This is a genomic window from Gillisia lutea (genome assembly GCF_021568705.1).
Taxonomy (GTDB): Bacteria; Bacteroidota; Bacteroidia; order Flavobacteriales; family Flavobacteriaceae; genus Gillisia; species Gillisia lutea.
In genome coordinates this window covers 540,745-560,212 of the sequence record NZ_JAKGTH010000007.1, presented here as the reverse complement: position 1 = coordinate 560,212, position 19,468 = coordinate 540,745, and the positions used below count along the sequence as shown (strand labels likewise).

Annotated in this window: 22 protein-coding genes; 12 read left to right on the top strand and 10 right to left on the bottom strand. The window is 36.8% G+C overall.

What is annotated here, in order from left to right; all coding sequences use genetic code 11:
- Window positions 1-85: 85 nt before the first annotated feature.
- From L1I30_RS06860 to L1I30_RS06835, 6 genes are read left to right on the top strand one after another with little or no spacing between them, the layout of a single operon-like run.
- Window positions 86-850: a ParA family protein gene (locus L1I30_RS06860; RefSeq protein WP_236133526.1), complete on the top strand. Its 765-nt coding sequence runs from the start codon at window positions 86-88 to the stop codon at window positions 848-850.
- Between the two features lie 3 nt (window positions 851-853).
- Window positions 854-1,756, top strand: coding sequence for a ParB/RepB/Spo0J family partition protein (locus L1I30_RS06855; RefSeq protein ID WP_236133525.1), 903 nt, complete (start codon window positions 854-856; stop codon window positions 1,754-1,756).
- Complete coding sequence (locus L1I30_RS06850; protein ID WP_373314919.1) at window positions 1,746-2,339, top strand: DUF5683 domain-containing protein; 594 nt, start codon at window positions 1,746-1,748, stop codon at window positions 2,337-2,339. Before L1I30_RS06855 ends, L1I30_RS06850 begins: the two co-directional genes overlap by 11 nt.
- 2 nt (window positions 2,340-2,341) lie before the next feature.
- Window positions 2,342-3,046 carry a 4-hydroxy-tetrahydrodipicolinate reductase gene (dapB, locus tag L1I30_RS06845; RefSeq protein WP_236133524.1) on the top strand — a complete coding sequence of 235 codons (705 nt, stop codon included), beginning with the start codon at window positions 2,342-2,344 and terminating at the stop codon, window positions 3,044-3,046.
- 57 nt (window positions 3,047-3,103) lie between these two features.
- Complete coding sequence (gene lepB / locus L1I30_RS06840; RefSeq protein WP_236133523.1) at window positions 3,104-4,666, top strand: signal peptidase I; 1,563 nt, start codon at window positions 3,104-3,106, stop codon at window positions 4,664-4,666.
- A 21-nt stretch (window positions 4,667-4,687) separates the two neighbouring features.
- Complete coding sequence (locus tag L1I30_RS06835; RefSeq protein ID WP_236133522.1) at window positions 4,688-5,308, top strand: WbqC family protein; 621 nt, start codon at window positions 4,688-4,690, stop codon at window positions 5,306-5,308.
- A gap of 7 nt (window positions 5,309-5,315) precedes the next feature.
- Here the strand turns inward: L1I30_RS06835 and L1I30_RS06830 are convergent, their stop codons facing one another.
- The 7 genes from L1I30_RS06830 to L1I30_RS06800 all read right to left on the bottom strand — a co-directional run bounded on the left by L1I30_RS06830 (window position 5,316) and on the right by L1I30_RS06800 (window position 11,531).
- The gene (locus L1I30_RS06830; protein WP_236133521.1) at window positions 5,316-6,341 is read right to left on the bottom strand and encodes an endonuclease/exonuclease/phosphatase family protein; all 1,026 of its coding nucleotides are present in this window, start codon (window positions 6,339-6,341) and stop codon (window positions 5,316-5,318) included.
- Between the two features lie 6 nt (window positions 6,342-6,347).
- Window positions 6,348-7,253 (bottom strand): rhomboid family intramembrane serine protease, encoded by a 906-nt coding sequence (locus L1I30_RS06825; protein ID WP_236133520.1) that lies wholly within the window; start codon window positions 7,251-7,253, stop codon window positions 6,348-6,350.
- Window positions 7,253-7,996 (bottom strand): rhomboid family intramembrane serine protease, encoded by a 744-nt coding sequence (locus L1I30_RS06820; protein ID WP_236133519.1) that lies wholly within the window; start codon window positions 7,994-7,996, stop codon window positions 7,253-7,255. The genes L1I30_RS06825 and L1I30_RS06820 overlap by 1 nt, the downstream gene beginning before the upstream one ends.
- Window positions 7,997-9,847 (bottom strand): DNA mismatch repair endonuclease MutL, encoded by a 1,851-nt coding sequence (gene mutL / locus L1I30_RS06815; protein WP_236133518.1) that lies wholly within the window; start codon window positions 9,845-9,847, stop codon window positions 7,997-7,999.
- Between the two features lie 7 nt (window positions 9,848-9,854).
- The gene (locus tag L1I30_RS06810; protein ID WP_236133517.1) at window positions 9,855-10,142 is read right to left on the bottom strand and encodes a hypothetical protein; all 288 of its coding nucleotides are present in this window, start codon (window positions 10,140-10,142) and stop codon (window positions 9,855-9,857) included.
- Window positions 10,143-10,252: 110 nt separating this feature from the next.
- On the bottom strand, window positions 10,253-10,750 hold the full coding sequence (ribH, locus tag L1I30_RS06805; protein ID WP_236133516.1) for a 6,7-dimethyl-8-ribityllumazine synthase: 498 nt from the start codon (window positions 10,748-10,750) through the stop codon (window positions 10,253-10,255).
- A 7-nt stretch (window positions 10,751-10,757) separates the two neighbouring features.
- Window positions 10,758-11,531 (bottom strand): tetratricopeptide repeat protein, encoded by a 774-nt coding sequence (locus L1I30_RS06800; RefSeq protein ID WP_236133515.1) that lies wholly within the window; start codon window positions 11,529-11,531, stop codon window positions 10,758-10,760.
- Between the two features lie 145 nt (window positions 11,532-11,676).
- Here L1I30_RS06800 and recF point away from each other — a divergent pair, with 145 nt between their 5' ends.
- The 3 genes from recF to L1I30_RS06785 are packed head-to-tail and all read left to right on the top strand — an operon-like array spanning window position 11,677 to window position 13,470.
- The gene (gene recF / locus L1I30_RS06795; RefSeq protein WP_236133514.1) at window positions 11,677-12,756 is read left to right on the top strand and encodes a DNA replication/repair protein RecF; all 1,080 of its coding nucleotides are present in this window, start codon (window positions 11,677-11,679) and stop codon (window positions 12,754-12,756) included.
- On the top strand, window positions 12,753-13,190 hold the full coding sequence (locus tag L1I30_RS06790; RefSeq protein ID WP_236133513.1) for a hypothetical protein: 438 nt from the start codon (window positions 12,753-12,755) through the stop codon (window positions 13,188-13,190). The genes recF and L1I30_RS06790 overlap by 4 nt, the downstream gene beginning before the upstream one ends.
- Entirely contained in the window at window positions 13,174-13,470 is a 297-nt protein-coding gene (locus L1I30_RS06785; protein ID WP_236133512.1) for a DciA family protein, read from the top strand. Before L1I30_RS06790 ends, L1I30_RS06785 begins: the two co-directional genes overlap by 17 nt.
- Before the next feature lie 79 nt (window positions 13,471-13,549).
- On the opposite strand, the gene L1I30_RS06780 is transcribed toward L1I30_RS06785, so the two are convergent.
- Complete coding sequence (locus tag L1I30_RS06780; protein ID WP_236133511.1) at window positions 13,550-13,969, bottom strand: nucleoside-diphosphate kinase; 420 nt, start codon at window positions 13,967-13,969, stop codon at window positions 13,550-13,552.
- An 81-nt stretch (window positions 13,970-14,050) separates the two neighbouring features.
- Window positions 14,051-15,088 carry an alkaline phosphatase D family protein gene (locus tag L1I30_RS06775; protein WP_236133510.1) on the bottom strand — a complete coding sequence of 346 codons (1,038 nt, stop codon included), beginning with the start codon at window positions 15,086-15,088 and terminating at the stop codon, window positions 14,051-14,053.
- A gap of 78 nt (window positions 15,089-15,166) precedes the next feature.
- On the opposite strand from L1I30_RS06775, the gene L1I30_RS06770 reads away from it, so the two are divergent.
- The 3 genes from L1I30_RS06770 to L1I30_RS06760 are packed head-to-tail and all read left to right on the top strand — an operon-like array spanning window position 15,167 to window position 17,875.
- On the top strand, window positions 15,167-16,183 hold the full coding sequence (locus tag L1I30_RS06770) for a DHH family phosphoesterase (protein ID WP_236133509.1): 1,017 nt from the start codon (window positions 15,167-15,169) through the stop codon (window positions 16,181-16,183).
- The gene (gldI, locus tag L1I30_RS06765; protein ID WP_236133508.1) at window positions 16,180-16,737 is read left to right on the top strand and encodes a gliding motility-associated peptidyl-prolyl isomerase GldI; all 558 of its coding nucleotides are present in this window, start codon (window positions 16,180-16,182) and stop codon (window positions 16,735-16,737) included. The genes L1I30_RS06770 and gldI overlap by 4 nt, the downstream gene beginning before the upstream one ends.
- A 13-nt stretch (window positions 16,738-16,750) precedes the next feature.
- Complete coding sequence (locus tag L1I30_RS06760) at window positions 16,751-17,875, top strand: peptidylprolyl isomerase (RefSeq protein ID WP_236133507.1); 1,125 nt, start codon at window positions 16,751-16,753, stop codon at window positions 17,873-17,875.
- Window positions 17,876-17,944: 69 nt separating this feature from the next.
- Here the strand turns inward: L1I30_RS06760 and L1I30_RS06755 are convergent, their stop codons facing one another.
- A complete protein-coding gene (locus L1I30_RS06755; RefSeq protein ID WP_236133506.1) occupies window positions 17,945-19,405 on the bottom strand; it encodes an aminoacyl-histidine dipeptidase in 1,461 nt (486 codons plus the stop codon).
- Window positions 19,406-19,468 lie beyond the last annotated feature (63 nt).

The following is a 19,468-nucleotide window of genomic DNA, read 5'->3' as shown; positions in this document are numbered from 1 at the left end:
TGATTTTATGTATAAGCTGTTAACAAAATCATTTCCTAAACCTATAATAAATTGTATTTTTACTTTTTAAATTAGAACACATTTAATGGGTAAAATCATTGCAATTGCAAACCAAAAAGGAGGAGTTGGTAAAACCACCACCTCTGTAAATTTAGCGGCCTCCCTTGGAGTTCTTGAGAAAAAAGTACTGCTTATTGATGCAGACCCACAGGCCAATGCAACTTCCGGATTAGGCATCGATGTAGAACAGGTAGAACTTGGAACCTATCAGTTATTGGAGCATTCTATAAAAGCGGAGGAGGCTATTATAAAAACCAGCTCTCCAAATCTGGATATTATTCCCGCGCATATCGACCTTGTTGCTATCGAAATTGAATTGGTAGATCAGGACGAGCGAGAATATATGCTGAAAAAGGCCATTAGTCATTTAAAGGAAAGTTACGATTATATTCTTATAGATTGTGCGCCCTCACTTGGATTGCTTACACTAAATGCGCTTACCGCTTCCGATTCGGTGATCATTCCAATTCAGTGCGAATATTTTGCATTAGAAGGTTTAGGGAAGTTATTAAACACCATTAAAAGCGTTCAAAAAATCCATAACCAAACATTGGATATCGAAGGATTGTTACTTACCATGTACGATTCAAGATTACGACTTTCAAATCAGGTTGTCGAAGAGGTGCAAAAGCACTTTAATGAGATGGTATTCGACACAATCATTCAGCGAAATGTGCGTTTGAGTGAAGCCCCTAGTTATGGTGAAAGCATTATTAATTACGACGCTGCCAGCAAAGGCGCAAGCAATTATTTGAGCCTTGCTCATGAAATTATTAAAAAAAATAGCTAAACGATGGCGAAAGCTACCAAGAAACAGGCATTAGGAAGAGGACTTTCAGCTTTACTGAAGGATCCGGAACATGATATAAAATCTGCAGAAGATAAGAACGCCGATAAACTTGTTGGACATATTGTAGAACTGGAGCTGAGTTCTATTGAAGTTAACCCTTTTCAACCCCGTACCAGTTTTAATGAGGAATCTCTAAGAGAACTTGCTTCTTCTATTAAAGAATTAGGAGTTATCCAACCTATTACGGTTAGAAAGTTGGAATTCAATAAATTCCAACTAGTCTCAGGAGAGCGCAGGTTTAGAGCTTCCAAACTTTTAGGTCTGGAAACCATCCCGGCGTATATTAGGCTGGCTAACGATCAGGAATCCCTGGAAATGGCCTTAGTGGAGAACATTCAGCGTCAAGACCTGGACCCTATTGAGATTGCACTTTCCTATCAACGTCTTATAGACGAAATAAGTTTAACCCAGGAACAATTAAGCGAGCGTGTTGGTAAAAACAGATCTACCATCGCCAATTACCTGAGATTATTGAAGTTAGACCCTATCATTCAAACCGGAATGAGAGACGGTTTTCTTTCTATGGGGCATGGCCGAGCTTTGATCAATATTGAAGATCCGCAGATCCAGCTGGATATCTATGAAAAGATCCTGGAGAAATCGCTTTCAGTAAGAGATACTGAAAAACTGGTTCGTGAGCTAAGTGGAGATCCTAAAAAAACCGCAGCTCCAAAACCGAAATCCATCCCTACCGAATATAAAAAGGGCGTGAAAGAATTTTCAGAATATCTTGGTGCTAAAGTCGATATTTCTGTAGCTCAAAAAGGCAAAGGAAAATTGATTATTCCGTTTACTTCGGAAGAAGATTTCAAGAGAATCAAAAAACTTATTCAGGGTGAAGATTAAGCACTTTCTATTAGTATTTACTCTTCTCTTAGCTACTTCAAATTTGGTTGCTCAGGAAGATTCTCTTTCTGTGGCAGTTAACACTGATACTATCGTTGCAAAGAAACCTGATTATAAACCCTATAATCCCCTTGCTCCTGCTAAGGCAGCATTCTATTCTGCAGTACTTCCAGGATTAGGCCAGGCGTACAATGGGAAATACTGGAAAATACCTATTGTATATGCAGGAATGGGCGTAAGTATCTATTTTTATCTTGATAATGATAAGAAATATGATAAATATAGAGATGCCTATAAGCGTAGATTAGCAGGTTATACAGATGATGAATTCTCTACACCGGAAGGTGTTCCCAGGGTTTCTACCGATGGACTTATACGCGCTCAAAAGCAATTACAGCGATACAAAGAACTTTCACTTCTTATAACAGCGGGAATTTATGCTTTGAATATTATAGATGCCAACGTAGATGCGCATTTGCAGCAGTTCAACGTAAGTGAAGATCTAACTTTGAAACCTGCTATGAATTTTGATAAATTCACAGGGAAAACCGATTATGGTCTTTCTCTAAATTTTAATTTTTAAATATGAAGATCGCACTTTTAGGATACGGCAAGATGGGAAAGACCATAGAAAAAATCGCAATAGATCGCGGCCATGAAATAGTTCTTAAAGTTACCGATGATATTGAAAGTAAAGACCTATCTCAAGTAGATGTCGCCATAGATTTTAGTGTTCCTTCAGCTGCTTTTAAGAATATTACTGCCTGTTTTAAACAACAGGTTCCGGTAATATGTGGAACCACCGGTTGGCTTGAACAATATGATGAAGCGGTTGAACTATGCAAAACTCAGAAAGCTGCTTTTTTATACGCATCGAACTTTAGTATTGGCGTTAACCTCTTTTTCGATCTTAATCAAAAACTGGCAAAACTGATGGCACCTTTTAAAGATTACGAAATAGAAATCGAAGAGGTGCACCATACACAAAAATTAGATGCTCCCAGTGGAACCGCCATTACTCTGGCTCAGCAAGTTATTGCAAATTCTTCTAAAGAGAACTGGAAGCTGGATACTGCTGCGGAAAATGAAATACCAATTTACGCCAAACGTGTAGATGATGTTCCTGGTACGCATACTATTTCCTATAAATCGGAGATAGATTCTATTGAAATTACGCATACTGCCCATTCCAGAGCAGGATTTGCATTGGGAGCTGTAATAGCTGCAGAGTGGATAAAGGATAAAAAAGGAGTTTTCAGCATGAAAGAGGTGCTTTCAGGTTTATCCTAATAATTTTGTAACACTACAGCTTTCATTTATACTTATAGAAAGTAAAGAATTTATACTATGACAATTACACAATGGTTCTTGTTTTTCCTTTTAGTTCAGCTAATTCATTTTTTAGGAACATGGAAATTATATATTAAAGCAGGTAGAAAAGCCTGGGAAGCGGCAATACCTGTTTACAATGCAGTTGTTCTAATGAAGATTATTAACAGGCCATGGTGGTGGACTATTCTTCTTTTCATACCAATTGTTAATCTCATCATGTTTCCTGTAGTTTGGGTAGAAACCATTAGGAGTTTTGGGAAAAACAGTAAAATAGATACTTTCCTGGTCTTAGTTACCTGCGGACTTTACATATACTATGTGAATTATCTAGCAGATGTCACTTATATTGAAGACAGAAGCTTGAAACCGAGAACGGAGGTTGGCGAATGGGTGAACTCCATTTTATTTGCGGTCATTGCAGCTACATTGGTTCACACCTACCTTATTCAACCTTTTACCATTCCTACTTCTTCTTTAGAAAAAACATTGTTGGTAGGGGATTTTCTTTTTGTAAGTAAATTTCATTATGGTGCAAGAACGCCTTTAACAGCAGTGGCTTTCCCAATGGTACATGACACTATTCCTCTTGTAGGAGTAAAATCATATTTATCAAAACCTCAGATTCCATATTTTAGATTTCCTGGATTTGAAGATATAGAACGATCGGATATTGTAGTATTTAACTGGCCGGTAGACACCATGAGATACATGACGTATACCGATAAACATTATTATAAACCTATAGATAAGAAGACCAATTATGTGAAACGTGCTGTTGGTGTACCTGGAGATTCTTTAAGTATCGTTAACGGAAAGATCAATATAAATGGGAAACCATTAGATTTACCTGGAAGATCGAAAGTGCAGTACTCTTACAGTGTAACTCCAAAAGGTCAAAATTTCGATCCGCGTTCATTATATGAACTTTATGATATTACCGATCCTTACGGATTTAATTCTACCACACAGACTTTCACTATAAACCTTACTGAAGAGACTGCAGAAAAATTTAAATATCATCCAAATGTTGTTTCGATAGAGCGTATTATAGATTCTGCAGGAGTTAGAGAACAAGGGCTTTTCCCTGATAACAAAAACTTAGCGTGGAATAAAGACAACCTTGGCCCTATTTATATTCCGAAGAAAGGAGCTACGATTCCTCTAACAGCTGAGTCAGTACCTTTTTACAAGCGCATTATCGAGGTGTATGAAGGTTCGGAGTTAGGTATTAACAATAAACTTGGAGTAAATGGTACTCAGGTTACTTTAAATGGCCAAAAGATCGATTCTTACACCTTTAAACAGAATTACTACTGGATGATGGGAGATAATAGACATAACAGTTTGGATAGCCGTTATTTTGGCTATGTTCCCGAAAATCATGTAGTAGGTAAACCAGTGTTTATATGGATGAGTTGGGATACCAATGCACAGGGAATTATGAATAAAATACGTTGGGAACGTATGTTTACTACGGTAAGTGGAGATAACGAACCCGTGTCTTTTCTTCCTTATGTATTAATTTTGGCGGTTATCTGGTTTGCCTTTAGTTTTTTCAGAAAGAGAAAAAGAGCATAATTTATAAGAGTCAATTTTATCATGCAGGAGATCTTATTGAACCTTCCTTATTTTGGCCCGGTTACCCATTTCAGGGAAATTGTAAAACCTACGCTGATTTGGTTTGAAAATGAAGATAATTACCAAAAGCAAACCTACCGTAATCGTATGTATATCTACGGTGCAAACGGTAAGCTACTGCTAAATATCCCTATTAAGCATCTGCCTAAATCACCGGTGAAACAATACCAAAAATATAAGGAGGTAAGGATAGACAATGATATGAAATGGCAGAAACAACACTGGAAATCCTTAAAATCGGCATACCAGACCTCTCCTTTCTTTGAATTCTATGAAGATGAGCTCGCTCCACTTTACAATCGTGATTTTGAATATTTAATGGATTTCAATTATGCCTGTTTTGAAACTATATCTGAATGTTTGCAACTAGATATAGACTATAAAAAAACTACTGAGTATATCAAGCAGCCCGAAAATCTATTAGATAAGCGCAATTTGATTAATGCTAAAGTAGCTGTTGAAATTCCACCTTACAATCAGGTATTTCAGGAAAAAGAAGGATTTCTCTCAAATCTATCTATTCTGGACCTTCTATTTAATGAAGGGCCAAATGCACTTATGTATTTAAATGCAATGAAATAAGCGCTGTTTACAAGCTTAAATTCACCAGGATAGGGAAATGATCAGAATATTTTACAGGAAACACCTTGAAGTTATCGATGTGGATAGATTTTTCGATCATTGCAAAATCTATTCTTAAAGGAAAATAATTCAAGTTGAAAGTCTGCCCAAACCCGCTCCCCACTTCCAAAAATGCATCATTAAATCGGCTTCCCTTTATCTCGTTATAAATGTATGAAAAAGCGGTATTGTTAAAATCGCCAATAATAATGGTTTTATAAGGTGAATTATTCACTTCCTCCATCATCATTTCGGCCTGGGTTTGCTGCAGCTTAAAGCCATAACCTATGCGCCCCATCAATTTCTTGGAATCTTCCTTCTGAAGGTCATCTATTCCCGCTTTTATATTTAAAGATTGAAAATGCACATTAAAGACCCTTAAGGTATCCTCTTTCTTAACAATATCAACAAAAATGGCATTGTTATTCCCGTCATGGGGGAAGTTTACAGACCCTTTATTTATAATAGGATATTTCGAAAATATGGCCGACCCAAACTCAGATGCTTTTTCTTTCAATACAATATATTCATAGGGATATATTTTTGGAATACCTTTATAGCCAATAGCATGTTCCTGTGTGGCAAGAACGTCCGGATCCTTATCGGCTATGAAAGTCAATATCTTTTCAGGAATATCATCATCTTTCACCCATTCATAGGCATTAAACATCCTTACATTGTAACTCATAATATTAAGATCATTACCTTCTATAACATCAGTATCTCCATTAAACTGAAACCAAGAAAACACATAGTTATATCCTAGGGCCAGAACTATTAAAGAAAGTAAGAGTTGTCTTTTGAAACGAAGTACCCAGAAAACCAGAAAGATAAAATTTGAGAGAATAAGCAATGGCACGCCCAAACTTAAAACTGATAAAAGCGGAAAGGTTTTAGGAGGCGTATGAGGTAGTAAATAAGACAATAGAAGCGCAAAGGCAAACACCGAATTAAGAATAAATATAAACTTATCTATTAATTTCAGATTCCTCATTAATAACTAATTATCTTTACCCGCATGAAATAAGAAATCCTTTTCCTGCTTGGTTAAACTTTCGTAGCCACTTTTACTAATCTTATCCAAAATAGCGTCAATTTTTTGCTGCTTTTCTGTTTTAGGGATATTATTCTTCTTTTTACCAGGATTCACAGAAGATTTTTTTGCTTTCTTATAAACGGTTTTCATTCTAGCTTTTGGCTTATCAGAAGAATTAAAAAGCGATAAGAACCAGGTGATCATCTTTTCAAATCCGCTTCCAATATCATTTCCTTTCGCTAATTGCTTAGTGTAGAAATATCCAAATAGTGCGCCCCCTAAATGCGCAAAATGCCCTCCAGCGTTTCCAAAAGGAATTTGAATTATATCTAATACCACCAAAAAAGCTGCTATATACCAAAATTTCACATTTCCCAGGACCAGCAATCTAATTCGCATGTTGGGAATATGTGTGGCAATACCTACCAATACCGCCATAACCCCGGCAGAAGCCCCTATGAGATATGATTTTCCCGTACCCTGAAATGCAGGAAAAAGATTGTAACTTAACATATACACCAAAGCTCCTACAATTACACCTAAAAAATAGTACGTAAGCAACTTTTTAGAAGGGAAGTATGCGAGAAAATACATGCCTGAATAATACAGGATTAGCATATTAGAAAGTATATGCCAGATCCCGGAATGCAGGAATGAATAAGTTATAATAGACCAGGGCTTAAAAATATACTCCCCTGGATCCATTGGGAATACTAACCATTCTAAAATGAAGTTAGCGGGTAATTTGAAAAGAAACGCAATGGTTTGGAAGAGAAAGTAAAGAATAAAAATAAGCACATTTATAGCTATTAGCTTTTCAACTATACTAGCAGTTTGCAACTTATATTTTAAATTCCCTGACAATCCCATTAGTCCCACCTGTTTTGGTTAAACTGATTCTTCTTCCAGTACCACATCATTATAAACCCAAACAATGCACCCCCTACGTGCGCGAAATGGGCAATCCCTCCTCCAAATAAGGAGTATCCTGTTACACCTGAGAAAAGATCTAAACCTATTAGAACAGGGATGAATATTTTAGCTTTTATAGGAACTGGAACGAAAATAAGAAACAATTCAACATTAGGAAACAACATTGCAAAAGCCACTAGGATACCATATATAGCTCCCGATGCTCCCACAGCAGGAGTATTAAAGGCAGCAAAGATATTTTCTAAACTGCTTTTAGAAATGCTGTCTAAAATGCTGGTTGAATATTGCCCTGTTTCTAATAATGTTCTAATGCCATTAGGGTCCATTCCTGCCTCCAGCAGCGCATTATATCCCGATTGCACCTGGTAATAATTTACCAGGGTATGCAGTAAGGCTGCACCAATCCCACAGGAAAAATAGAAGAAAATAAACTTCTTTTGCCCTAACATTTGCTCGATAGGACTTCCAAAAGCCCATAACGCGTACATATTGAATAAAATATGCATGAAACCACCATGCATGAACATATGGGTTACTATTTGCCAAACGCCGAAATTCTCGTTTTCAAAATACCATAAAGAGAACAACTTATAAGTGTAATCTCCAATGAACATTGTTCCCGCAAAGAAAATCACATTTATGATTAATAATACTTTTACGGTATCGGTTATTCTTCCCATTTACATGAATTTTTTTTCCAATTCTTCTACCGGCAAGGTAATAAAAACAGGCTTGTTAAACGGTGTTAATGATGGCTCTTTGCAAGCAAATAATCCATTTACAATATGTTGTTGTTCTGTAGCATTTAATAAATTACCAGATTTTACCGCCATACTTCTAGCTAATGATTTGGCCAGTAAATCGGTTTGTGAGAAATTACTGCCGGGAACCTCATTCTCAAAATCTGCAAGTAACTGCTCCAATAACATCTCTACCTCGCTTTCTGAAATAGAAGTGGGTATTCCGGTAATTTCTGCTGAATCTGATTTTATTTCAGAAAAGATGAATCCAGTTTGCTCCAAAGACTCTTTAATTCCCTTCAATAGAGCGATCTCCTGTTGAGTGAACTGCAGCACTAAAGGAAATAATAACTGCTGACTCACCGCCGCAGAAACAGTGATGCTCTTCAATAATTCCTCATAAAGAATCCTGGTATGTGCTCTATGCTGATCTATTACTAACATTCCATTTTTAAGAGTGCTAATAATGAATTTCTTATTTAACTGAAAAGTAGAATTCTGGTTCTCCTCCACTCTGGTAGCTCCAAACAAATTCCCCGTAACCTCTTCACTTTCGAACTCAATTTGTTTTAAATCGACATCGGTCTCGACTTCCTCGTTCTTTAAACCGGTGTATAGGCTCTCCCAAGGTGCCGTTTCCTTTTTAAATGTGGGCGCAAAGCTTCTATTACTCTGGTACTCATTTTTAAAAGGATTGAAATTCCTGTCGACTTCCACCTGCGGAGTAGCCACAGGTTTATTCTCGTAATTATATGGGGTATCCAAATTTGGATCTCTCTCAAAATCTAGAACTGGCGCTACATTGAACTGCCCAAGACTATGTTTAATAGCACTTCTTAAAATAGCATATAACGCATGCTCATCATCAAACTTGATCTCTGTCTTTGTTGGATGAATATTGATATCTATACTCTTCGGATCGACTTTAAGGTATAGAAAATAACTCGGATAAGACTTTTCTTTCAACAGTCCCTCAAAGGCGGCACTTACAGCGTGGTTGAGATACGGACTTTTAATAAATCTGTCATTCACAAAGAAGAATTGCTCTCCTCTGCTACGCTTAGCAAACTCCGGCTTTCCAACAAAGCCTGAAATTTTCAATATTTCGGTATCTTCATTTACAGGCACTAGTTTTTCATTGGTCTTTCCTCCAAAAATATTCGTAATTCGCTGTCTGAAGTTCGTTCCTGGCAATTGAAATAACTCACCGGAATTATGAACCAATGAAAATGAAATTGCAGGATGAGCCAATGCCACACGTTGAAATTCATCTACGATATGACGTGTTTCCACGGTATCCGATTTTAGGAAATTACGTCTTGCCGGAATGTTATAAAAAAGATTTTTAACGCTAATGGAAGTTCCTCTTGGGGTAACACATGCCTCTTGCGAAGTAATCTCACTGCCTTCAATTTTAATGCAGGTACCTACTTCGTCATTTTCACGACGGGTTTTAAGTTCTACATGTGCAATAGCGGCAATAGATGCAAGTGCTTCCCCTCTAAATCCTTTGGTTTGTAATTGAAAAAGGTCTTCGGCAAGCTTAATTTTTGAAGTTGCATGTCGCTCAAAACTGAGCCGGGCATCGGTAAGACTCATCCCTACTCCGTCGTCTACAACACGAATTAGGATCTTTCCTGCTTCTTTGATGTAGACTTGTATATTTTCGGCCCCTGCATCTATGGCATTTTCAAGTAATTCTTTTATTACCGAAGCCGGGCGTTGTACCACCTCTCCCGCAGCTATTTGATTGGCTACGTGATCGGGCAGTAGATGTATAACATCACTCATTTAAAAATTAATTCGAAAAAATGGATAAATCGAAGTCTATGATCCACAAGAATAATAACACCAAAATTATAATAATTAATACAACCCTTTTGTTGATCTCTCTATTCCCTCTGGTTCGGCTGGCACCTCGTGCCTCTGCCCATTGGGATCCAAAATCAATAGAATTGGTGGTGTTTTTATATTTATTGAATTTTGAGTCAAATTCATATATATTACCGATGTCTTTCCCTTTATAATAACGTGGAGTGTAATTATAACGGGTGTTCTTTCTGGTTTTATAGAAATTGATCTTCAAAATTTATCTTTTATGGATGTCCAAATTTACTTAAAAAGCCACAGAATATAAAGCTTGTTCAAGTTAAATTAGAAAGAACAATAATAATGCCGAAGGAAAGGAGCTTTTGTTTAGAATCTGGCGTCCTTTCGAAGTTGCGCCATTTTTATGGCAGCTATTCCGGCTTCAGAACCTTTATTCCCGTGAATTCCTCCGGAACGATCTATAGACTGCTGCTTATTATTATCGGTAAGCACGCAAAAGATTACCGGGATATCATTTTGAACATTAAGATCTTTGATACCTTGGGTCACGCCCTCACAAACAAAATCGAAGTGTTTGGTTTCTCCCTGAATTACGCTTCCTATTGCAATAATAGCATCCAGCATATCGTAGCTTTCCTGCATTTTTTTACAACCGTAAATAAGTTCAAAACTTCCAGGGACGTTCCAACGAACGATATTCTCGTTAACAACACCGTTCTCTTTAAGGGCATTAAAAGCCCCTTGAAATAATCCTTCTGTTATATCCTCATTCCATTCTGCCACAACAATTCCAAATCGGAATTCCTTTGCATCCGGAACTCGGCTCTTATCATATTCAGAAAGATTATTTCCTTGGGTTGCCATATATATCTTATTGCTTCATTGCTTGCGCCTGACCTAAATAAACAGGTACAGTTGCAGCTTCTGGTGAAGTTGAAAATTCGTCTTTAATTCTATTCAGGTACGATGCAGCTTTTTCACCTTTTCCTAATTGAATAGCAGTAATTGCAGCTTTCATTAAAGCTTTAGGAGTAGTAAAACTGTTAGATCTCATTGAAGCAGCTTTATCATAGTAATTTAAAGCTTCTTCCGGTTGGTCCAATTGCATGAAAGCATCGCCTATTCCCGCAACTGCCAAAGGAGCAGTAATTTCATCATCTCCATTATAATCTTCTAACTGATCTATAGCTTCCTGATACTTATTTGTATTTAGGTATGCAAAACCTGCATAATATTTCGCAAGGTTCCCAGATGGTGTACTTCCGTAGTTATCAATAATATCTAAGAAACCAAATTTACCTTCACCACCATTTAAAGACATAGTATATAAAGAGTCACTTTGAGCGCCTGTGCTGGCCAATGCCGAATTAAAGTAATCCTGAGCTTGAGACATTTCATTAGCCGCCTCAATTTCTTTAGGCTCCTGAATAAAACGTTGCCATCCTAAATATCCAAGGATAATAATGGCAGCCAAACCAACTACTATATATATGTATTTTTGATTCGCAGCAACCCACTCCTCTGTTCTATTTGCACCTTCATCTAAGGTGTTAAAAACTTCTGCTGTTGTAGATTCTTCTTCTACATGTTTTATTTGTTCTTCTTTAGAAGATGGTTTGTTCCCTTTTTTCTTGTAAGTGGCCATAAAATTGGTTTAATGTGCAGCAAAAATAAAATTTTTATTCTTATTTAAAAGGGAAATTTTTTCTTATTTTTTAATAATTTCGAGGCTAATAATATACCTTTACCATTAAAATTATAATTAATAATTAGCTGAATAACAGCGTTTTATGTTTTTAAAATCTCTCTCCTTAGTAAATTATAAAAATTTTGATTCCGTCTCTTTCGATTTTGATTCCAAAATAAATTGTTTGGTAGGTCATAATGGGGTAGGTAAAACCAATGTGTTAGACAGCATTTATCATCTCTCCTTTGGAAAGAGTTATTTCAACCCTATTACCAGTCAAAACATCAATCATGAAGCCGACTTTTTTGTGATTGAAGGTACCTTAGAGAAGAATAACAGAGAAGAGCATATTTTAGTAAGTGCCAAAAGAGGACAAAAAAAGGTAATTAAAAGGAATAACAAACCTTACGAGAAATTTAGTGAGCATATCGGGTTTATTCCGGCCGTTATAATTTCTCCCGGAGATAGAGACCTTATCTTGGAAGGAAGTGAAACACGTCGTAAATTTATTGATGGAGTAATTTCACAGAGCGATCAGGAGTACCTTAACGCGCTTATTCAATATTCTAAAGTAGTAGCCCAAAGAAATGCCTTACTAAAATTCTTTGCTGCCAATTCGAAGTTCGACAGGGACACGTTGGAGATCTATAATTCACAGATGTCTCAATTAGGCAACCTGCTTTTCTCGAAGAGAAAAGCATTTTTAGCCGAATTCATTCCTATTTTCAATAAGCGTTACGCCGAGATCACTAAGCAAAATGAACAGGTAGCCATCGAGTATAAGAGTAAATTATATGACAAAACCATCGCTACTTTACTGGAAGAAAATTTACAAAAGGACATGATCTTACAATATACGAGTGTGGGAGTGCATAAAGATGACCTCAGCTTCGAGATTGATGGACATCCTATCAAGAAATTCGGATCACAAGGACAGCAAAAGTCATTTTTAATTGCATTGAAATTAGCCCAATTCGATTTTATAAAGAATATGAGCAAGGCCAATCCCATTCTTCTCTTAGATGATATCTTCGATAAATTGGATGAAAACAGAGTAGCTCAAATTGTGGCCTTGGTGGCAGAAAATGACCTCGGGCAGATTTTTATAAGTGACACCCATGCCGACAGGACCGAGAAGGTGGTAAAGGACAGCAATCAATCGTATAAAATTTTTAAGTTATGAACAAGCACGTACTAATTCTACTTTTAACCTTTATATTAGTAGGTTGTCAAAAACAAGATCCGAAGGAGCAATTGCAACATCTTAACGGATATTGGGAAATTAACAAAGTCGAATTCTCAAAGGATTCTATTCGTGAATTCAACATGAGTGAAGACGTTGATTATTTTGAGCTTAAGAATGAAAAAGGTTTTAGAAAGAAAGTACGACCACAATATGATGGTACTTATAAAGTAACCAATACTGCGGAAGAAATAATTGCAAAAACGGAAGAAGGAAAGTTGATGCTTTATTATACAACTCCTTTTAATTCCTGGAAAGAAACTGTATTAAAAGCAGATGAAGATGAACTACAAATCAAGAACGAGCGCGATTTTATTTATCACTACAAACGATACACTCCATTATTAGAAAACTACAATGAAGAAGAGGAATAACGAGAACATGAAACTGAGCGATGCATTACAGGATTTTGTATCGAAAAACAAACTTCAAAAAGGACTGGATAAAGTAAATGCAAGAGATGTATGGAATGAACAAATGGGACCTGCTATAGAAAAATACACTTCAGCAATTAAACTGGATGGCACAACCTTATATGTGCAATTAAGCTCTTCTGTGCTTAGAGAAGAACTAAGTTATGGGAAAGAAAAGATTGTCACCTTATTGAATGAAGCTTTGGGAAAAGAACTTATCACTAAACTTATACTTAGATAAATAAGTAAAAAGAACTTTAAAATTAAAAAGGGCTGTTAGAAAATATCTAACAGCCCTTTTTATAAACCTTGAAAAATGCCTAGAACATTTCTCTTCCAGAAAAATGGAAAGCAGCTTCAATAGCAGCGTTCTCATCGCTATCACTTCCATGAACAGCATTTTCTCCAATAGAAGCAGCATATTTCTTTCTGATAGTTCCTTCGGCAGCTTCTGCAGGATTTGTAGCACCAATTAAAGTTCTAAAATCTTCTACTGCGTTATCTTTCTCTAACACTGCAGCCACGATCGGTCCGCGTGTCATGTATTCTACTAATTCCCCAAAGAATGGACGTTCGTTATGAACTGCGTAAAAAGCCTCAGCATCTTTACGTGTCATTTGGGTCAATTTCATTGCAACGATTCTAAATCCTGAAGCATTGATAAGGTCAAGGATCGCTCCTATGTTACCATTTTCAACTGCATCTGGTTTAAGCATTGTAAAAGTTCTATTCTCTGCCATTTTGTGGATTTTATTTTTTTGCAAAAGTAAGCAATTGAATGCTTTATACAAGTCCTTACCTAATTTTCTATAAAAAATGGACTATTTATATACTTGAACCAACTCTTCCTGTACCCTATTAGTTGTTCCGCGCATTTGCATTTTAACTTGCTTTTTGTTGAAATCGAATAACAACAGCCCGAAACTCAATTCGTTTACTACCTTAGATTTCCTATATTTATTTGGCTCTTCAGAATATTCGGAATACGTATGGGTCATCCCGCTGGAAGTAAAATCGATGAGCGGATAATTTAAGCCTTCCACTTCAGTTTCTGAAATTTCAGAGATGTGCCTGTCACCACTTAACAGGATCACATTTTTTGCTTTAGAATTCACTATTGTTGTCTTTAATTTCTCCACTTCATGTGGGAAGTTCCCCCAAGTTTCAAATCCGTGCTCATAAGATAACACTTGAATGCTACTAACAATAACATTAAAGTCGGCACTGCTATTACTTAGTTCTGCTTTTAGCCATTCCCATTGTGGCTTTCCAAGCATAGTCCCGCTGTTTGTTGGCTCATATCTTTTATTAGGATCATCACTTTTTCGTAAGGGTGATCTAAAATATCGCGTATCCAGAACGATCACTTTTACACTTCCATTAGGCGTCGTGAAGAGTTTGGAATTATAAACTCCGTGCTGCTTTCTTCTAGCATCCGTGTTCTTCACTTCCATGAAATCGAGAAATAACTGCTGACTTTCCTTTTTACGCTCCCATTCAACTCCGCCATCATTCAATCCATAGTCATGATCATCCCAAGTTGCCATTATCTCGGTGTTCTTTTTCAATTTTTTATAGCCCGGGGTTGCATTTTGCTTTTTATAATCATCCTTCATAGCCTTCATATCCCTACTACTTGCATACACTATATCTCCTCCCCAAATAAATACGTCAGGTTCGTCCTTTTGCATTGCAGCCCATAGAGGTTGTGGTAATTCAGGTTTATTACAGCTCCCGAAAGCCAGTGTAAAATCGGCTGTTTCATCTAATGGTTTACCCTCCTTATTCGCCGACTCTTTTATATTTCCACAGGAAATGAATAAAAATAAACATAGGCTTAAACTGAAAAATTGTTTCATTTGTTAAAAATTTGAAAGCCAAAAATAAAGATTCAGTTTATAACTAAGTATTATTAAATTGTATCTTTACCCCTAGTTATGATAGAACAAAGTATTTTAGAAATTACCTCTGCCCTATCCCGGGCCAATAATATAGTAATAGTTCCGCATAAAGGACCTGACGGTGATGCTATTGGCTCCTGTTTAGGACTCTACCATTTCTTGAAAGAGAAAGGACATACTGTGAATGTTATTGCTCCAAATGATTATCCCGATTTTTTAAAATGGCTACCGGGCCAGGAAGATATTCTTATCTATGAAAAGGATGTTGAAAATTGCAAGGAACTAATAAATTCGGCAGATATCATTTTTACCTTAGATTTCAATTCCCTGTCTCGAACAGGTGATATGGAACAACCTATAGCCGATGCTGAAGCTATCTTTGTAATGATAGATCACCATTTAGAACCATCAGACTATGCCCATCATACTTATAGTGATTCTACTATGAGTTCTACCTGCCAGATGGTATATCAATTTTTAAAGAAATTAAGAGCAGTAAAGCATATAACTCCCCAGATTGCAACCTGTTTGTATACCGGTATCATGACCGATACAGGTTCTTTTCGATTTCGTTCTACTACCAGTGAAACTCACAAGGTTATTGCCGATCTAATAGATAAAGGAGCCGATAATTCCCTTATTCACGAAAAGGTATACGATACTTATTCGCAAAACAGGATGCGGTTATTAGGAGTTGCCCTTAGGAATTTGGAAGTGAATGAAACTCTTAGAACAGCTTATATTACGCTATCCCAGGAAGAATTGGATAAAAACAATTTCAGAAAAGGAGATACCGAAGGTTTTGTGAACTATGCATTAGCATTAGGCGGAATTAAATTTGCAGCTATTTTTATTGAACATAAAACAGACGGTATCGTTAAAATAAGCTTTCGCTCGAAAGGAAGTTTTTCAGTAAATGAATTTGCCCGGGCTCATTTCGAAGGCGGTGGCCATATGAATGCCGCAGGTGGAAAAAGCGATTTATCTTTAGAGAACACGGTAATAAAATTCAACAGTATATTACCCGAATACAGTGAACAATTAAGCATATGATACAAAGAGCGCTCTACTTAATTCTATTATTAGCAGCAGTTGTTTCCTGTAAAACTACTCCTGAAGCGAGACGCCCAGTAACTCAGCGATCCGGATCGTTTATAAATGAATCTATCGAACGAAATAAAGCGCTTGTAGCCAAAGAAGAGGAACAAATTGAAAAGTTGATAGCCCGAGACTCCTCTAATACCTATATAGCTTCCAGCAACGGGTTCTGGTATTATTATAATTCTAAATCTACCGATTCTTTAAATGTGGAAACACCCGAATTTGGAGATGTAGTACGATTTGATTACAGCGTAAAAGACCTTTATGGCACCGATATTTACACTGAAGGTGAAATTCCTACCAAACGATATGCTATAGATAAGGAAGAACTTTTTCAAGGACTTCGGGAAGGTTTAAAACTTATGAAAGCTAACGAGACAGTAACCTTCATTTTTCCATCACATAAAGCATTTGGTTATTATGGTGATAAAAATAAAATAGGAACCAATGTTCCAATAATTACCCAGGTTACCCTTCATTCTATTACTCACGAAACCAATAAATAATTTAATAACGAACATGAAAAAACTGAGCTTACTATTTATTTGCACTATTCTATTCACACTTGCAAGTTGTAATGAAGAATACCCAGATCTAAAAGACGGGATGTATGCTGAATTCAACACGAATAAAGGAACTTTTTTAACTGAATTATACTTTAAAGAAACTCCTGTTACTGTTGCCAATTTTGTTTCTTTAGCTGAAGGAGATAGCCATACTATGCTTGACAGTACTTACCAGGGAAAGAAATATTATGACGGATTGACCTTTCACCGTGTGATCAAAGATTTTATGATACAAGGTGGCGATCCTACAGGAACCGGAAGTGGTGACCCAGGATACAGATTCCCTGACGAAATTGTAGATACACTTCAATTAGACTCTAAAGGAGTTTTGGCTATGGCCAATGCAGGTCCGGGAACTAACGGAAGTCAGTTCTTTGTAACTCTTGCTGAAACTCCATGGTTAAACGGGAAGCATACTGTTTTCGGAAAAGTTATTGAAGGTCAGGCTGTGGTAGATAGTATTGGGCAGGTTAAAACTGTTGCAAGAGATAAGCCTGAGCAGGATGTAATTGTTGAAACAGTAAAGATTATCAGAAAAGGAAAAGATGCTAAGAATTTTAAAGCCTCAAAACTATTTGAAGCAAAATTAGCAGAAGCACAGGCTGAAGAAGAAGCTTTAGCAAAAAAACAGGAGGAAGCTAAAAAAGCAAATGCCGAAAAATTTGCTGCCTTAGCTACAGATGTTACAGAATTGGAAAGTGGTTTAAAGGTTCATTTCCTTAATAAAGGAGAAGGTCCAAAACCAAAGAATGGCGACATGGTTAAAATTGACTATGCCGGTTATTTCGCCGATGGAACTATATTCGATACCAGTATTGAAGAAGTTGCTACACAAGGTGGTATTTTTAATGTTCAAAGAAGAGACCAGAATGGATATGTACCAATGGAAATTCCTTATGGTCCCGATGCCCCTGTAATTCCTGGATTTAAAGAAGGTATCATGCAAATGACTGTTGGTGACAAGGTTGTACTTTTCATCCCTTCTCATCTAGGTTATGGTGCCAGAGGTGCTGGTGGTGTGATTCCTCCAAATACCGATCTTATTTTTGAAATGGAAATGGTAGGTATCAAAGAATAACCTCTCCATACATATAAAAGAGAAGAGCCATCTAATTTAGATGGCTCTTCTCTTTTATTAACTTTCTAATTACTTCTTAGGAATGTTCTTTAAAATCTCCAGCACAAATTTCCAGTATTTCTGCGCCGATGATATACTTGCTCGCTCATCTGGAGAATGTGCTCCACGAATTGTAGGCCCAAAAGATATCATATCCATTGCCGGGTAATGATCACCTATAATACCGCATTCGAGTCCTGCATGGCATGCTGCTACATCGGCTTTTTCATTATTAAGGTCTTGATAGATGCCATCAAGTACTTTCAGGATAGCTGAATCTCTGTTTGGGGCCCAACCAGGATAATCTCCGGAAAGTTCTACATTACAACCTCCTAATTCCAATCCTGCTCTTAATGTATTTGCAAGATCTTCTTTTGAAGATTCTACAGAAGATCTTGTTAAACATTTAATGGTTATGTTTCCTTCTTTGATCTCTACCTTGGCAATATTATTAGAAGTTTCAACAAGTCCTTTAATTTCCGGGCTCATTCTATACACACCGTTGTGCGTTACATATATTGCCTTCAAAATTTCATTTTGAGCCTCCAATTCCATAACTTTTTCTGGAACTTCAACTTCTTCAATGCTAAGTTTAAGGTTTGGCTCTAAAGAAGCATACTCTGCTTTAATAGCTTCCATTCCTTTTTCTAATTCCGATTTAAAGGCTTTAGTTTGAAAATCGTCTACAACCACAACCGCTACACTTTCTCTGGGGATAGCATTACGAAGTCCGCCACCATTTATCTCCACTATCCTCATTTCCAGATCTTCCGAAGAATTAAAAAGAAGTCGGTTCATCAACTTATTAGCATTCCCCAGGCCTTTAATAATATCCATTCCAGAATGCCCACCTTGCAATCCGTTCAAAGTAATTTTGAATGCAGCAGAACCTTCAGGAGTTTCTTCTTGAGTATAATTTCTTTTAGCGGTTACATCTACACCTCCTGCACAACCTATTCCTATTTCATCATCTTCCTCGGTATCAAGATTTAAAAGGATCTCTCCTTCCAACAATCCCTCTTCCAAACCTTTAGCTCCGGTCATGCCCGTTTCTTCATCAATAGTAAATAAGGCTTCAATCGCGGGATGCACGATATCATCACTTTCCAGGATCGCCATGATCGTAGCAACTCCCAATCCATTATCGGCCCCCAAAGTGGTTCCTTTTGCCCGAACCCAATCGCCATCAACATACATTTCTATACCCTGAGTATCAAAATCGAATTGAGTATCATTATTTTTTTGATGAACCATATCAAGATGCGATTGTAAGACCACAACTTTTCTATCTTCCATTCCTGGAGTAGCAGGTTTTTTTATAATTACATTTCCAACCTTATCCACAAGGGTTTCAAGATTAAGACTATTTCCAAAACTCTTCATAAATTCTATTACCCTTTCCTCCTTTTTTGAGGGTCTGGGAACCGCATTTAAATCGGTAAATTTATTCCACATTTTTTTTGGTTCTAGCGCTCTTATTTCTTCATTCATACTATTATAATTTGGTATCTTCACAAAGATATTGGTAATTACCATTGCAGGAAAATTTGTTGC

What these genes read in the sequence shown, in the direction of transcription:
- L1I30_RS06860 (WP_236133526.1), top strand. Translation starts at nt 86, where the DNA reads ATGGGTAAAATCATTGCAATTGCAAACCAAAAAGGAGGAGTTGGTAAA.
- L1I30_RS06855 (WP_236133525.1), top strand. Translation starts at nt 854, where the DNA reads ATGGCGAAAGCTACCAAGAAACAGGCATTAGGAAGAGGACTTTCAGCT.
- dapB (WP_236133524.1), top strand. Translation starts at nt 2,342, where the DNA reads ATGAAGATCGCACTTTTAGGATACGGCAAGATGGGAAAGACCATAGAA.
- lepB (WP_236133523.1), top strand. Translation starts at nt 3,104, where the DNA reads ATGACAATTACACAATGGTTCTTGTTTTTCCTTTTAGTTCAGCTAATT.
- L1I30_RS06835 (WP_236133522.1), top strand. Translation starts at nt 4,688, where the DNA reads ATGCAGGAGATCTTATTGAACCTTCCTTATTTTGGCCCGGTTACCCAT.
- L1I30_RS06830 (WP_236133521.1), bottom strand. Translation starts at nt 6,341, where the DNA reads ATGAGGAATCTGAAATTAATAGATAAGTTTATATTTATTCTTAATTCG.
- L1I30_RS06825 (WP_236133520.1), bottom strand. Translation starts at nt 7,253, where the DNA reads ATGGGATTGTCAGGGAATTTAAAATATAAGTTGCAAACTGCTAGTATA.
- L1I30_RS06820 (WP_236133519.1), bottom strand. Translation starts at nt 7,996, where the DNA reads ATGGGAAGAATAACCGATACCGTAAAAGTATTATTAATCATAAATGTG.
- mutL (WP_236133518.1), bottom strand. Translation starts at nt 9,847, where the DNA reads ATGAGTGATGTTATACATCTACTGCCCGATCACGTAGCCAATCAAATA.
- ribH (WP_236133516.1), bottom strand. Translation starts at nt 10,750, where the DNA reads ATGGCAACCCAAGGAAATAATCTTTCTGAATATGATAAGAGCCGAGTT.
- L1I30_RS06800 (WP_236133515.1), bottom strand. Translation starts at nt 11,531, where the DNA reads ATGGCCACTTACAAGAAAAAAGGGAACAAACCATCTTCTAAAGAAGAA.
- recF (WP_236133514.1), top strand. Translation starts at nt 11,677, where the DNA reads ATGTTTTTAAAATCTCTCTCCTTAGTAAATTATAAAAATTTTGATTCC.
- L1I30_RS06790 (WP_236133513.1), top strand. Translation starts at nt 12,753, where the DNA reads ATGAACAAGCACGTACTAATTCTACTTTTAACCTTTATATTAGTAGGT.
- L1I30_RS06785 (WP_236133512.1), top strand. Translation starts at nt 13,174, where the DNA reads ATGAAGAAGAGGAATAACGAGAACATGAAACTGAGCGATGCATTACAG.
- L1I30_RS06780 (WP_236133511.1), bottom strand. Translation starts at nt 13,969, where the DNA reads ATGGCAGAGAATAGAACTTTTACAATGCTTAAACCAGATGCAGTTGAA.
- L1I30_RS06775 (WP_236133510.1), bottom strand. Translation starts at nt 15,088, where the DNA reads ATGAAACAATTTTTCAGTTTAAGCCTATGTTTATTTTTATTCATTTCC.
- L1I30_RS06770 (WP_236133509.1), top strand. Translation starts at nt 15,167, where the DNA reads ATGATAGAACAAAGTATTTTAGAAATTACCTCTGCCCTATCCCGGGCC.
- gldI (WP_236133508.1), top strand. Translation starts at nt 16,180, where the DNA reads ATGATACAAAGAGCGCTCTACTTAATTCTATTATTAGCAGCAGTTGTT.
- L1I30_RS06760 (WP_236133507.1), top strand. Translation starts at nt 16,751, where the DNA reads ATGAAAAAACTGAGCTTACTATTTATTTGCACTATTCTATTCACACTT.
- L1I30_RS06755 (WP_236133506.1), bottom strand. Translation starts at nt 19,405, where the DNA reads ATGAATGAAGAAATAAGAGCGCTAGAACCAAAAAAAATGTGGAATAAA.